Source organism: Vibrio sp. THAF64, from assembly GCF_009363455.1.
GTDB lineage: Bacteria > Pseudomonadota > Gammaproteobacteria > Enterobacterales > Vibrionaceae > Vibrio > Vibrio coralliilyticus.
Genome location: NZ_CP045355.1, coordinates 1963416 through 1977000, shown reverse-complemented (window position 1 = coordinate 1977000; position 13585 = coordinate 1963416). Strand labels below are relative to the sequence as shown.

Here is a 13585-nt window from a genome sequence, read left to right as displayed (position 1 = left end):
TAGTCAATTTATATCATCTTTTTACCAGTCTATACTTAATCAGAAAATTATCAAATAGTGGAACTAGTATCACTTTTATTAATGGTTTTGATTTCGTATTTAAAGTCACAAAAATGCGACAAAATGTAGAGAAATACCACTTCTGAGCCCTAATAGGCCTAAGCCTGTATCATTGATAAGATTGTTAAACAGATTTGACCTTATTTTAGTGATCTTTTTGTAGTTATCAGGGCTGGATGATGGAGAGGAAAAAGAGCCCGAAGGCTCTCCAATTATTTCTGGAACTGTTTCATTAAACGTTCCAGACCTTCCAGGTTGTCAACCAAATGACTGGTTCGTTCGATTGAAGATTGTGATGTTTGGGAAGTGTCATCGGCGAGTTGTTTGATGTTGATGATGTTGCGGTTGATCTCTTGCGTAACGCTCGCCTGTTGCTCGACAGCAGTGGCGATTTGGATGCTGCTGTCGGTGACTTGATTCAATTTGTCTGAAATTGTACTGAGAACATCACCCGTTTCATCCGCGCGATGCTTGCAGCGGCTCGAAAGAGCAATACCTTTTTCCATCGCACCTACTGCACTTTCGGCCGTTTCCTGAAGCTGGCGAATCATGGTATGAATTTCACTTGCGGAAGAACCGGTTTTTGACGCCAGATTTCGTACTTCATCCGCTACTACAGCAAATCCGCGGCCAGCTTCTCCCGCTCGCGCTGCTTCGATAGCGGCATTTAGGGCAAGTAGATTCGTTTGTTCTGAAATAGCAGTGATGACCTCTAAAATGCTGTCGATCTTTTGGCTGTCTTGAGATAGCTGATTAATGATTGTCTGTGCTTGCGCCAGCTCAGCTTCAAGAGCAGTCACTTCCGCAATGGTGGAATGTATGCTGCTTAGCCCTTTTTCAGATTCGTGATCTGCTTCTTCAGCGAGCATTGAAGCAGCAGATGCGCCGCTTGCGACTTCATTGATAGAATGGGTGAGTTGTTCAACAGCTGCGGCAACTTGCTCCGTTTCATGACATTGTTGGTCTAGGCTTTGTCCGATTGATTGAATCGTGCCAAATTCGTCTTCTGCTGAAATCAGGATTTCTCCGGACGTTTCCGTTGCCCTAGCGGTCACTGCTCGCAGTTCGGCTTGTTTCATTTTCAGCGCTAATTCGACTTGAGAGTAGTCATCGAAGTGGTTGGTGTAGGGCTTTTCCATCAATGGGTTACTATAGGCTTGCTGGGCGAGAGCTGCCATGCTTTTACTGCGTCGGTACTGGTACGCGAGGCCAAATGTCATCATTGCCGCAACTAAGGTAATTGCAGCGCTGAGAACACTCGGGGTCGTACCCAGCATTAAAAGCGACAATAATGCCAGTAACGTAGAATAGCCTAATGTGAGTTTGTGCAGTGGCAGCCTAGGTTTTGTTGCAGATTTGTTCTGTTGTAGCCGACGATAAAGAGCTTCAGCCCTTTCAACCTGCCCTGAATCGGGCTTAGAACGAACCGACTGATATTCAACGATGTCACCGTCAGGGTTTTTAATGGGAGTTACAAAGGCGGATACCCAATAGTGAGCTTCATCTTTACATTGATTTTTTACTAGACCCATCCAACTTTTCCCTTGTTTAAGGTAGGTCCACATCTGTTCGAATGCTTGCTTGGGCATGTCATCATGACGAACCATATTGTGGGGGTTGCCCACTAATTCGTCAGTTGAATAGCCTGCAATATCACAGAAGTCTTGATTGGCATGAGTTATAAGGCTGGATCGATCCGTGGTAGATATTAGATTGGCATTAGCGCAATAGTCTTTGTTGAGCTGTTGATTGTTCATTTTTATTGGTTATCTCAAATAGTATGGCGGCGTATTTCAGCTAGCGGTCTATTACCATTTGCTAAATTACTTCTGGTTTTTCCTTGACTTACCGCGCCATGCTATCCCTAGGGCAAAAGTTCTATAAATGACCTAAATCAATTTGAGGTAACTATTCACAAACTGCTCAGCGAAGTTTGACTGTTCGCAAATAATTGCTGCAAAAATAACCTTGTTACATGTTGTTTCTTTTTGTTGAGATATTAATTCCAATTATTAATATGTGCTTGATTGCAATTGTATTTAATTTGTTAACCCGAGCTTTACCGTTCAGAGCTCCTGTGAACAAGTGTTTACATAAAGCACACATTACTAAGTCTTATAGAGGATTAGGAATTCATTATTGTAATTTTAATACATAAATAGGCTGGTTAAATCTTGCTTCTACCCCTTTAGGGTAGTTTAATTTCGTAATTGATTTACATCATATATTAATTTTCTTTCACATTTAACAATGCACATAGTGATAAGAACCTAACCCTTAGGAAGTACTATGAGCAAGTTGAAGCTGGTCATTATAGGTAACGGCATGGTCGGGCACCGTTACATAGAAGACCTCGTTGAGAAGACGGATGTTTCTCAATATGAAATATCTGTCTTCTGTGAAGAACCGCGTGTCGCTTATGACCGTGTCCATCTCTCTTCTTACTTTTCCCATCATACTGCAGATGAGCTTTCGCTTGTAAAGGAAGGCTTTTACGAAAAGCATAATATCAACATCTTGATGGGCGAACGCGCTATCAACATCAATCGTGAAAAGCAGACCGTTTATTCAAGCACTGGACGTGAAATTCAGTATGACAAACTTGTCATGGCCACGGGGTCTTTTCCTTTTGTTCCACCAATTAAGGGCCACGAGAGCAAAGACTGTTTTGTCTACCGTACAATCGAAGATCTTAAAGCGATCGAAGCATGTGCCAAGAACAGCAAAGTTGGCGTCGTTATTGGTGGTGGCTTACTTGGCCTTGAAGCTGCAGGTGCACTGAAAGCACTAGGTGTGCAAACTCATGTAGTAGAGTTTGCTCCGAAATTGATGGCTGAGCAGTTAGATCAGGCTGGTGGTGACCAATTACGTCAGAAGATTGAACGTATGGGCGTAACGGTACACGTTAGCAAAAATACCCTAGAGATTGCACCGGAAGGCAAAACAGCAAGAAACGTAATGCGATTCGCTGATGGTAGCGAGTTAGAGACGGACTTTATTGTTTTTTCTGCCGGTATCCGTCCTCAAGACAAACTTGCTCGCCAAATGGGGTTAGGCATAGCACCACGTGGCGGTGTAGAGATTAATGATTGCTGTCAGACAACTGATGAAAATGTTTATGCTATCGGTGAATGTGCATCTTGGAATCGCACGTTTTATGGCCTTGTGGCACCGGGTTACAAGATGGCGACAGTCGCCGTTGACCACTTATTAGGTAACGACAGCAAGTTTGAAGGCGCGGACATGTCTGCGAAACTGAAGCTGCTTGGTGTCAAAGTAGGCTCAATCGGTGATGCAAACGGACGTACACCGGGATGTAAGAGCTACGTTTACCAAAACGAAGAGCAGGAAGTGTACAAGCGAATTATCGTTTCTGAAGACGGTAAGAAGTTGCTTGGCGCGGTGATGGTAGGTGACACATCTGATTACGGTGATTTGCTGCAGCTTAAACTCAATGAGATCGAGCTTCCAGAACATCCAGATACGCTAATTCTTCCGGCTCATGCTGGGGCAGAAAAGCCAACACTAGGGGCTGATGCGCTTCCCGAATCAGCGGTTATTTGTTCTTGCTTTGATGTTACTAAAGGCAAGATTGCTGAAGCCGTGGCTCAAGGCCATCACACTATTGGTGATATCAAAGCGGTAACTGGCGCTGGAACGGGTTGTGGTGGTTGTATTCCACTGGTGACATCCGTGCTAAACGCTGAATTAGCCAAAGCAGGTGTCGAAGTAAAAAATGATGTGTGTGAGCATTTTGCTTATTCTCGCCAGGAGCTGTTCCACCTTATCCGTATTGAAGAAATCAAAACATTTGATGAGCTGTTGGAAAAATACGGTAAGGGATACGGCTGTGAAGTGTGTAAGCCACTAGCAGGCTCAATCCTCGCATCTTGCTGGGGTGAGCACATTCTAAAACCTGAATTGGTCAAACTCCACGATACCAACGACAACTTCCTCGGCAACATGCAAAAAGACGGAACCTACTCTGTGATTCCTCGTATGGCTGGTGGTGAAGTGACTCCTCAGGCACTTAAGGTATTGGCTGAAGTTGCTGCCGAGTACAACCTTTACACCAAAGTTACTGGTGCTCAGCGCATTGGTCTATTTGGCGCTCAGAAAGACGACCTACCTGCGATATGGAAGAAGTTGATCGCGGCAGGCTATGAAACAGGGCAGGCCTATGCCAAAGCGCTTCGTATGGCAAAGACTTGTGTAGGCTCAACTTGGTGTCGTTATGGCGTTCAAGATTCTGTTGGCCTTGGTGTGATGATCGAAAACCGCTACAAGGGCATCCGTACCCCGCATAAGATGAAATTCGGTGTATCGGGTTGTACGCGTGAATGTGCAGAAGCACAAGGTAAAGACTTAGGCATCATAGCGACAGACGCAGGCTGGAATATGTACGTGTGTGGTAATGGCGGAATGAAGCCAAGACATGCTGACCTTCTAGCGAGCGACCTCGATAAGGACACCCTCATCAAATACATCGACCGTTTCATGATGTTCTACATTCGTACGGCAGCGCCACTGCAACGCACTTCTGTGTGGATGGAAAATCTGGAAGGTGGTGTTGATTACCTGAGAGAAGTCATCGTCAACGACAAACTTGGTATCAATGCACAACTGGAAGCCGATGTAGCCAAGTTAGTAGAAGAGTTCCGTTGTGAATGGACTGATACTATCAACGACGAAGCTCAGCTAAAACGTTTCGCACATTTCATAAACTCAGATGAACGCGATAGCAATGTTGTCTTTGTCCAAGAGCGTGAACAGCATCGTCCGGCGACGTACACAGAAAAACATCCAGAAGAGAAGGGTGACATCCTTCACGTCGAGTTAGTTTAGGGAGACAACATCATGGCATTTACAAAAGTATGCAGTATTGAAGATATCATCCCGGGTACTGGCGTGTGTGCGTTGGTTTCTGGGGAGCAGGTTGCCATTTTTCGCCCTTCTCACGCTGAAGAAGTGATGGCTATCGGCAACACTGATCCGTTCTACCAGTCAAATGTCCTTTCCCGTGGATTGATCGTTGAACACAAGCAGGAGTTGTGGGTCGCTAGTCCTCTGAAAAAACAGCGTTTTAACCTATCAACGGGTGTATGTATGGAAGACGAAAACTTCAGTGTCAAAGCATACAAAACACGCGTTATTAAAGGTCAAGTTGAAGTTTCTGCTTAGCCGGGTGTTTGAAGAGATTTAATAGCTTAAAGGCTTGTTGCTTTTCCATAGGGGAGCAGGTGAAGCAACGAGCCTTTCACTATTCAATTTCAACTTTTAACTTTCAATTTTAAAAAGGACGTAGCTATGTCTTCAGCATTAAAACCTGCCGAATTCGTACAAACCATGATCAATGTCGGCGAAGCGAAAACAAAAACGAGTACGCGTGACTTGATTTTGCGCGGCACAATGGCGGGTATCATCTTATCTTTGGCTGTTGTAGTCGCCATTACGACTATCGTACAGACAGGCATCGGCATCGTGGGTGCTTTAGTGTTTCCGGTCGGCTTTTGTATCCTAAGTCTGATGGGCTACGATCTGGTCACTGGTGTTTTTGGTCTCGCACCTCTTGCCAAGTTTGACAACCGACCAGGTATCACCTGGAACCGTATTTTCCGTTGCTGGGGATTGGTTGGCCTTGGTAACTTGATTGGCTCGCTGATTGTTGCTTATTTGGTTGCTATCTCTCTGACGGGTAATTTCTCTTTAGACCCAAATGCTGTGGTTAAGAAATTTATCGCAGTATCAACAGCGCGTACTGTTGGCTTTGAAAACATGGGAATGGACGGATGGATTACCTGCTTTGTGCGTGGCATTTTCTGTAACCTGATGGTCTGTCTTGGTGTGATTGGTAACATGACTGCCCGAAGTGTTGCTGGCAAGATCGCAGCCATGTGGCTACCGATTTTCATCTTCTTTGCCTTGGTGTTTGAGCATACGGTTGTGAACATGTTCTTGTTCCCACTGGGTATGATTCTTGGTGCAGATTTCGGTATTGCAACTTGGCTGAACTTCAACCTTATTCCAACGATTCTGGGTAACATCGTTGGTGGCTTGTTGTTCACTTGTATTCCTCTTTACCTGACTCACGCGAAAACTGCTCCATCAATTGATTCTGAGCAGGAAGTTAAAGCTAAGCCTGCAATGGCGAAATAAATTGATGTGGCCTCATGGCGCAGCATGGGGCCTTCGCAGAGTCCTTTTATATGGTTAAAGGTTTGGCGATAAAAAGTCGTGATTCGATGAGTACTTTGATTGAGCGCTACTTTTTATATCCAAATTTGAATCAGCAGGTACGGCTATGAGTGCTCACCCTAACTCTTCTCCAAAACGTGGTTTTGTTTCTCTTGTTGGCGCTGGTCCCGGTGATCCAGATTTACTAACCTTGAAAGGTTACCGAGTGATACAGCAAGCAGAAGTGATCGTTTATGACCGCCTTGTTTCTAAAGAAATATTGGCGTTAGCCAATCCTCAAGCTGAGATGGTTTATGTCGGCAAGAAGCTTGATTTTCATTGCGTGCCTCAGGATCAAATCAACCAGATTTTGGTGGAAAAAGCACTGGCAGGAAAACGTGTTGTTCGGCTCAAGGGTGGGGACTCATTTATTTTTGGTCGTGGTGGTGAAGAGCTGGAAGAGTTGGCTGCCCATGGAATTCACTTTGAAGTGGTACCGGGCATAACAGCGGCTGCTGGCGCAACTGCATACGCAGGTATTCCGTTGACACACCGTGACCACGCTCAGAGCGTTCAGTTTATTACTGGTCATGTGCAGAAAGATGGTCGGGAAATTGAATGGCAATCATTGGCCCAATCTAACAACACACTGGTATTTTATATGGGTCTAAAGCAGAGCCAGCGAATTACTACCAAGCTTATCGAAAATGGTCTGGATGAACAGATATCTTGCGCCATTATTGAAAACGGAACACGCAGCGAACAGCGTGTCTTCACTGGGCCACTAAAAGACTTACCCAAGTTGGCAGAGGGAGCAGTCAGCCCTGCTCTTATTGTTGTTGGTAGCGTGACCTCGCTGCACGATAAGCTTAAATGGTTTAATTAAAGAGTCTTGCCTTTCGCATCAGAATCCATAGAAAACCAACAGCTTGAGTTCAATAACTGTTACTATGCCTGCGTTATTGATTAAACAGGATTCCTGATGGAAAAAGTCGCCATTTTCGTTGATGTCCAGAACATCTACTACACAACACGAGAAAAGTACCGCGCAAACTTTGACTACAATGAGTTTTGGTACGTTGCAACGGAAGGTCGAGACGTCACTGAGGCTCATGCGTATGCGATTGCTTCACATGACCCTAAACAAAGACAGTTTCATCATATCCTTCGCGGTATTGGCTTTAACGTTAAACTGAAGCCATTTATTCAACGACAAGATGGCAGTGCCAAAGGCGATTGGGATGTGGGTATTGCTTTGGATGTGTACGAAGCTGCCAGCAAGGTTGACCGAGTTATTCTGTTATCTGGAGATGGCGACTTTGACGTGTTAGTCAAAAGAGTCCAAGAAAGGTTTGGCACCAAAGTGGATGTATTTGGTGTGCCGGGCCTTAGCGCACAGTCACTAATCGACGTGTGCGATAAGTTCATCCCGATTGAAGAGGAATTATTGCTCAGACGAACCTGAGTCTACGCTTTCTTCATTTTCTGCTTGTGCAGCGGTTTGCTGTTCTTGCTCTTCTGTTTCAAGCTTTGCTCTTTCCGCTTTAGAAATGTAGCGAGGCTTGTTGCTTTTATGTAGCTTAGCGTTTTGCTTTTTCTGCTTCGCTTTTAGGATCTGGTTAATTTTCTTCTTACGGTTCATCGTTGTCGCCCAGTATTCAGAGGGGCGCGCATAGTAACAGACTTTGTACCACACTTCACCTTAACAAGATTATCTGCGTTTTTGATGAAAGAGATCTGACGTTAGTACGGTCTGGTTAAATCATTGAACAATCGATTTGTTTCTTGCTCAGTGAGTAAGTCGTATCAGGGGAAGACTATGTGGATAAAGAAAAATCATCGCTGGGCGTTATCTGAAAACGAGGCAACACCAGAGTCGGTGTATAAAGAGCGAAGAGACATATTAAAAAAACTGGGTATTGCTGTTGTCGGTGTGCCGTTGGCGGCGAACTCTCAAGCGGGTGTTTTGGATCTGTTCTCCTCAAAAGAGGAGCCTGTTCAAGACCGCCGTATTGATTTATCTGCCTCAAAGCCGGATAAGTATCAAGCTGACCTTTCATTAACACCTGAAGACAAAGTACTGAAGTACAATAACTTTTATGAATTTGGAACAGGGAAGTCTGATCCTGCGGAAAAATCAGGTGGTTTTGTTTCCGATCCTTGGAGCGTCAAAGTTGATGGGTTAGTCGGTAATCCGATAACGTTGAATTATGAAGATATTTTCAACAAGTTCACTCTTGAAGAACGTATCTATCGCCTGAGATGCGTAGAAGCATGGTCAATGAATATACCTTGGATTGGCTTTCCGCTATCTGACATCATCAAAATGGCCAATCCGAAGAGTGAAGCGAAATACGTTGCTTTTGAAACACTCTATGACCCTGAGCAATTCCCTGGACAAAACTCTTGGGGTGGTAGTATCGATTACCCCTATGTTGAAGGCCTGAGATTGGATGAAGCGATGAACCCGTTAACGCTTATCTCAGTAGGTTTGTATGGCAAAACCTTAGCTCCCCAAAATGGCGCACCTTTGCGCTTAGTTGTGCCATGGAAATATGGCTTCAAGAGTATCAAGTCTATAGTGTGCATTCGTTTGACAGCTCAAGAGCCACCAACCACTTGGAATAGACTCGCGCCCCACGAATATGGGTTTTATGCCAATGTGAACCCGCAGGTCGATCATCCACGATGGAGTCAGGCGAGCGAACGTTTTATTGGTGAAGGTAACTTATTTAGCAGCCGCAGACAGCCTACATTGATGTTTAATGGCTATGAAGAAGAAGTCGCTCATCTCTACAAGAATATGGACTTGAGGAAGTTCTATTGATGAGGTTGTCTCCGAAGGCGATTACCGGGCTGAAGGTAGTTATCCATGGCGTGTCTTTGAGTTTCTTGCTGATGTTGGTGCTCAAGGCTTTCGCGGGTGATTTAGGTGGAGACCCAGTACAGGGCATCATCCACTACACGGGTATCAGTGCACTCAATACGCTATTTGTTTCTTTACTGGTTTCGCCATTAGCGAAATGGACTAAGCAAGGGGCGTTGGTCAGAGTCAGACGATTGGTAGGGCTGTATAGCTTTTTCTGGGCGGTATTACATTTAGTCGCCTATGCGACGCTGGATCTGGGTTTGGACTGGAGTCTACTGGCTTCGGAGATCATCAAACGTCCTTACCTCACCGTTGGTGGAGCTGTGTGGCTGATATTATTGTCGCTGTCTGTAACATCGACCAAAGCGATGCAGCGTAGATTGGGAGCAAAATGGCAAAAGCTACATAATTGGGTTTATTTAGCCTTGCTGCTTGCACCGATACATTTCTACTGGTCGGTAAAGTCAGAGGTCACTGAACCAACGATCTATATTCTGATAGCTCTCGTGTTGCTTGCGATTCGCTGGAAAACACTTAAGCAGCGATTACTTCGCTAATCGTGTAATCGCAATGTTGAAAGGCCAGCAAACCAAACGGTTTGCTGGTCTTTTTATTAGTCGGAGATAATGGCGTAGCCGCGGTATCTGTCGACATCGATTGTATTCATCGCTTTGATCATGCTGGTGGCATCGACCCAATGCCACAAGTAGTCAGCGTTATTAGGATCTAAGATGAGAAATGAATCCGAATCTCCATCATAAGCAGCCACTGGCGCGTAATGTCCACCACCTTTTTGCTCAACGCCTTTTCGAGCGTAGTTTACCACCAGGTAATGTTCTGGCTGACTCAGTGCCGTGACCATATTGGCCTTAATTGTGTCGATATCGTCAATGTTTTGTAGTTCGTAGCTGACGACTTTAGCGCCATTGGATTTAACCAGATCGACGAATTGAGAAAGTTGCAACCCATAGTCGTTAAACTGGCTGCCTTTCGCGGGCTTGCCTAGGATTTCAATTCTGGATTTCGGTGAGTGGATTAACACGGTGTTTTGAGTATAACGGTGAAATAGTGGAGACCAGCTGACATAGGATTTATCTGAGTGCTCGACATTGCCACCGCCATTTGGCAGGTAGCCGGACTCCAACGTAGAGAACTGACTTGAATCAAGTGGGATTTGCTCTGGTGTTCTATCAACACGCAGTGCATTTAGCACCATCGCAGCCGATGCGACACCACAGAACATTTTGTTTTCTTGCGGTTGGTAGTAAACCGAGAGTCGCGCAAAGTCTGTCTTGTTTTCTGACGAAACCAAACGTTCAAAAGATTCAGCATCGTCCCAATAGACAATTTTTGCCGCCAGTGCGTTAAAGCTGCAGCTAATAATCAAAGCTGCCAGAGACCATTTAATAGCGTGTTTCATGAGATTGTATTCCGATGATGATTGGGGGAATTTAGAAAAGAACGGCGCAAACGAATGCACCGTTCTGAGTCATTTGCGAGTGACTAGAATGTGTATTTCAGGCCAACTGAAACGGTTGAGTTGTGGTTATCCAAGCCAGCGCCATTGGGTACTACTCCAGAGTCACCAGAGCTGTTGTCAACGATGGTGGTATCTGCCTTCGCTTCAGAGTATTTGGTATAAACATATTCGGCATATAGCTTCATGCTTGGCGTAAAGTGGTAACCATAGTTGAGCGACAACGAGATAAAATCAGAATTACGATTGCTTTGCTCATAGAAGGTCAGATCGCGCATGTTGTGATGGTCTACATCTTTCGCATCAACCCATGGGCTCCATTTAAGTTGTGCACCAAAGTCCGATTTATCCAGCTTGTATTCTCCAGCTAGTCCAAGATATAGCACGCTGAATTCCTGCTTATAATCTATGCCTACGACGTTTGGGAATGAGCCTACGTCAGCCCCATTATTGTAGGAATAAGTGCCACCAATGCCGTCCCACTTGAAGAGGTTATATTGATAGCCCGCTAGAGCACCGACTTTGTAATTGCTTTGGCTAAGCAGCCAGTAGGTTGCATTGATGTCAATCTCATGAGCATCTCGCAACTTAGTGTCTGGGCTTATGGATATGTCTGTCGGTGATGATTGATTAGCATTAAGCCAATCGCGGTCCTCCATATGAGCGTCGCCATCATCAGTCAGCACAGACCAAAAGCTACCCCTTAGCGTCCAATTCTCATTAATATCCCAAGCAGCACCTAGCTTGATTATCGGGACATTATCGATCTCCCAGTCAAGCTGACTCAGCTTCCTTCCTGTACTGTCGTAAACCAGTTCCGTTGATGAGCCATTCAAGACGCCAAGAGATCCTTCTAGCGTGACATTATTCGTATCGCCTGCTGCCATAGCTTTAGGAGCCAGAGCGAGCGGAATTAGCATCAAAGTTAACTGTTTCATAAGTGTTTTAAATACTCCGGTATGGGCAAGTGTTTAGCCAAATGATAGAAATAGTGGTGAATTCCAGAGGCTTACTAGCTTGACTAATCAGCATGAAATTGGAGTGGAGTATAAAAATTGGACGAAAAACGAAATATCAGGTGATTACCTGAGATTGAGGTCAATACAGAGGAATGAAAATCAGAGAGCTAGTTTGTGTTACATCAACCCCCTTTGTATCAAGGAGAATTCGCCGCGAATAGTAATTATGGACATTAAAGAAATGAACTATAGACAATAAGTCTATAATCATTATGTAACTCTTTGAGTTAACATATCTGCCTTATCAATAAGTAAGCTTGGCTTTTAAAGGCAGCTTTAAACTGGAGGTAGTATGGACTTTGCAAATCGGCTGGAAATGTTACTTGAGGTCTCGGAGTCAGGGTCATTTGCAAAAGCTGCTGAACGTTTACATATGGATCGCTCTGTCTTGTCTAAGCAGATCAAAAAACTGGAAGAGACACTGGGTGTGCGTCTGCTCAATCGCTCGACACGTTCTTTAGCGCTGACATCAGCAGGGCAGGATATTGTTCATCAAGCCAGAAAAGTCAGAGAGTTATTGGCTGACACCCGCAATATTGCAGATACTTACCACAATGAGCCCAAGGGCCACTTAAGAATTTCAAGCGCGACAGTTTTTGGTCGTATGTACCTTCAGCCTGCTATCGAAAAGTTTATGGCTAAGTATCCGCAAATCACCATTGAACTGATTTTGGATGATCGTAGGGTGGATGTGATTGGTGAGCGCTTTGATGTTGTGTTCCGCATCGGCAAACTTCAGGATTCAAACCTTGTAGCCAAAAAAATCGCACCGAATGACTTTTCACTTCTCGCCTCTCGAGAGTTTGTTGAACTTCATGGCAACCCAGAAACGCCGGAGGAGCTCGTTTCTCTACCTGCGATTGTGTATACCAATGGCAGCATGACCGCAGACCGATTCCAAATGCCTAGCGGGACAAATGGGGATGAACTCGCCTCATATGAAATGAACGGTAAGTACTTCGTTAACGAAGCCGAACTGATGATAGAAGGTATGAAAGCAGGTATCGGCTATGGTTTAATCTGTGATTTTATGCTGCCAGAACCTCTCAATGAGATGGGGCTGGTGAAGCTGCTACCCTATGCTGATATTTACACGCAGAGCGGTATTTATGCCATGTATTCACATCGAAACCAGCCGCCTTTGGTTAAATTTTTCATTGAAGCTGTTGAAGAAATCATAGGTTCTCCGCCAATTTGGGAACAACGGTTTCATTGATACCCAGTTCGATCTAGAGCGCCTATCAGGCGCTCTTTTTTTCTTCACTCTAGCTGCAAAATCCAACCATTTAGTTACATTGGGGTGACATCTATTGGTGCAATATTTTCCACAATGAATAGACAGAATACCTATTTACTGCACGGTTGTGCAATATAAAATGAGCTCTGTTGATTGGAGAAACATTCTGTTTAACCAATGTTAATAAATACAAAATGTGAGGAAATAATTATGAAACGTTTAATTACTCTTACTTCAACTATGTTACTAGCAACTTCTGCTTTCGCTTCTTCTTTTGTTAACATCAGCGGTGAGCAAAACATTTCTGCTGGTTCATTTGATAGCAAAACGGCAGCTTATGAAGCTGGCTTCAATTTGAAAGATTCTATGCAGGACATGTCCCAAGCAGAGCGAAAAAACGAGTTTGCAACATTAGGCTATTCACATGTAGGCGACATCAAATTGGATGACTTCAAAGTGAAAGTAGAAGAGTACGCAAGCAATCGTGGAGAGGTGAAGTATCGCTCTATCCTGAATTTCGATTACCAATTTAAAGCGAAGCAAAAAGACTAATATGAGTCTATTTACTGCCTTAAGCCTAGGAGATAAGGATTTCCCTAGGGCTTACATTCCTTTTCGATTCCCTTACCATAAGTACCCAGAAAAACCTCTCCAATAATTTAGCTGCAGCCTTGACTAAAAAGTGTGTTGCCTCGCATCAGTGATAAATCAGATTGCTCTACTACTGGTGAAGCGGATACTTCTTTAAT

Annotated in this window: 13 protein-coding genes; 9 read left to right on the top strand and 4 right to left on the bottom strand. The window is 44.4% G+C overall.

Going from position 1 to position 13585, the window contains the following annotated elements; translation table 11 throughout:
* Positions 1 to 272: 272 nt before the first annotated feature.
* Positions 273 to 1817: a PAS domain-containing methyl-accepting chemotaxis protein gene (locus FIU99_RS09010; RefSeq protein ID WP_152472196.1), complete on the bottom strand. Its 1545-nt coding sequence runs from the start codon at positions 1815 to 1817 to the stop codon at positions 273 to 275.
* A gap of 532 nt (positions 1818 to 2349) precedes the next feature.
* Between FIU99_RS09010 and nirB the strand changes: the two genes are divergently transcribed.
* The 5 genes from nirB (at position 2350) to FIU99_RS08985 (ending at position 7699) form a co-directional block, all read left to right on the top strand.
* Positions 2350 to 4905 carry a nitrite reductase large subunit NirB gene (gene nirB, locus FIU99_RS09005; protein WP_021457102.1) on the top strand — a complete coding sequence of 852 codons (2556 nt, stop codon included), beginning with the start codon at positions 2350 to 2352 and terminating at the stop codon, positions 4903 to 4905.
* 12 nt (positions 4906 to 4917) lie between these two features.
* Positions 4918 to 5241, top strand: coding sequence for a nitrite reductase small subunit NirD (gene nirD, locus FIU99_RS09000; RefSeq protein ID WP_152472195.1), 324 nt, complete (start codon positions 4918 to 4920; stop codon positions 5239 to 5241).
* Positions 5242 to 5367: 126 nt separating this feature from the next.
* Positions 5368 to 6216, top strand: a complete 849-nt coding sequence (locus FIU99_RS08995) for a formate/nitrite transporter family protein (protein ID WP_152472194.1) — start codon at positions 5368 to 5370, stop codon at positions 6214 to 6216.
* A gap of 145 nt (positions 6217 to 6361) precedes the next feature.
* On the top strand, positions 6362 to 7120 hold the full coding sequence (cobA, locus tag FIU99_RS08990; RefSeq protein WP_095560245.1) for a uroporphyrinogen-III C-methyltransferase: 759 nt from the start codon (positions 6362 to 6364) through the stop codon (positions 7118 to 7120).
* Positions 7121 to 7216: 96 nt separating this feature from the next.
* Entirely contained in the window at positions 7217 to 7699 is a 483-nt protein-coding gene (locus tag FIU99_RS08985) for an NYN domain-containing protein (protein WP_006962420.1), read from the top strand.
* On the opposite strand, the gene FIU99_RS08980 is transcribed toward FIU99_RS08985, so the two are convergent.
* On the bottom strand, positions 7679 to 7876 hold the full coding sequence (locus FIU99_RS08980; protein ID WP_152472396.1) for a DUF2986 domain-containing protein: 198 nt from the start codon (positions 7874 to 7876) through the stop codon (positions 7679 to 7681). The two genes, FIU99_RS08985 and FIU99_RS08980, sit on opposite strands and share 21 nt — an antisense overlap.
* 177 nt (positions 7877 to 8053) lie before the next feature.
* Between FIU99_RS08980 and msrP the strand changes: the two genes are divergently transcribed.
* Positions 8054 to 9061, top strand: coding sequence for a protein-methionine-sulfoxide reductase catalytic subunit MsrP (gene msrP, locus FIU99_RS08975; protein ID WP_152472193.1), 1008 nt, complete (start codon positions 8054 to 8056; stop codon positions 9059 to 9061).
* Entirely contained in the window at positions 9058 to 9660 is a 603-nt protein-coding gene (gene msrQ / locus FIU99_RS08970; protein WP_285897044.1) for a protein-methionine-sulfoxide reductase heme-binding subunit MsrQ, read from the top strand. Before msrP ends, msrQ begins: the two co-directional genes overlap by 4 nt.
* Positions 9661 to 9716: 56 nt before the next feature.
* Here msrQ and FIU99_RS08965 read toward each other — a convergent pair whose 3' ends face one another.
* Complete coding sequence (locus FIU99_RS08965; RefSeq protein WP_043008233.1) at positions 9717 to 10523, bottom strand: phytochelatin synthase family protein; 807 nt, start codon at positions 10521 to 10523, stop codon at positions 9717 to 9719.
* A gap of 83 nt (positions 10524 to 10606) precedes the next feature.
* Positions 10607 to 11518 carry an omptin family outer membrane protease gene (locus FIU99_RS08960; RefSeq protein ID WP_006962409.1) on the bottom strand — a complete coding sequence of 304 codons (912 nt, stop codon included), beginning with the start codon at positions 11516 to 11518 and terminating at the stop codon, positions 10607 to 10609.
* 373 nt (positions 11519 to 11891) lie between these two features.
* On the opposite strand from FIU99_RS08960, the gene FIU99_RS08955 reads away from it, so the two are divergent.
* Both FIU99_RS08955 and FIU99_RS08950 read left to right on the top strand, forming a co-directional pair.
* Entirely contained in the window at positions 11892 to 12815 is a 924-nt protein-coding gene (locus FIU99_RS08955) for a LysR family transcriptional regulator (protein WP_006962407.1), read from the top strand.
* Between the two features lie 231 nt (positions 12816 to 13046).
* Positions 13047 to 13388 carry a DUF3316 domain-containing protein gene (locus FIU99_RS08950; RefSeq protein WP_006962405.1) on the top strand — a complete coding sequence of 114 codons (342 nt, stop codon included), beginning with the start codon at positions 13047 to 13049 and terminating at the stop codon, positions 13386 to 13388.
* The last annotated feature ends 197 nt before the right edge of the window (positions 13389 to 13585 follow it).

Bases quoted from the DNA above. Each gene is read 5' to 3' on its own strand.
- msrP (WP_152472193.1), top strand. From the start codon at position 8,054: ATGTGGATAAAGAAAAATCATCGCTGGGCGTTATCTGAAAACGAGGCA.
- nirB (WP_021457102.1), top strand. From the start codon at position 2,350: ATGAGCAAGTTGAAGCTGGTCATTATAGGTAACGGCATGGTCGGGCAC.
- FIU99_RS08950 (WP_006962405.1), top strand. From the start codon at position 13,047: ATGAAACGTTTAATTACTCTTACTTCAACTATGTTACTAGCAACTTCT.
- nirD (WP_152472195.1), top strand. From the start codon at position 4,918: ATGGCATTTACAAAAGTATGCAGTATTGAAGATATCATCCCGGGTACT.
- FIU99_RS08960 (WP_006962409.1), bottom strand. From the start codon at position 11,518: ATGAAACAGTTAACTTTGATGCTAATTCCGCTCGCTCTGGCTCCTAAA.
- cobA (WP_095560245.1), top strand. From the start codon at position 6,362: ATGAGTGCTCACCCTAACTCTTCTCCAAAACGTGGTTTTGTTTCTCTT.
- FIU99_RS08955 (WP_006962407.1), top strand. From the start codon at position 11,892: ATGGACTTTGCAAATCGGCTGGAAATGTTACTTGAGGTCTCGGAGTCA.
- FIU99_RS09010 (WP_152472196.1), bottom strand. From the start codon at position 1,817: ATGAACAATCAACAGCTCAACAAAGACTATTGCGCTAATGCCAATCTA.
- FIU99_RS08995 (WP_152472194.1), top strand. From the start codon at position 5,368: ATGTCTTCAGCATTAAAACCTGCCGAATTCGTACAAACCATGATCAAT.
- FIU99_RS08965 (WP_043008233.1), bottom strand. From the start codon at position 10,523: ATGAAACACGCTATTAAATGGTCTCTGGCAGCTTTGATTATTAGCTGC.
- FIU99_RS08985 (WP_006962420.1), top strand. From the start codon at position 7,217: ATGGAAAAAGTCGCCATTTTCGTTGATGTCCAGAACATCTACTACACA.
- FIU99_RS08980 (WP_152472396.1), bottom strand. From the start codon at position 7,876: ATGAACCGTAAGAAGAAAATTAACCAGATCCTAAAAGCGAAGCAGAAA.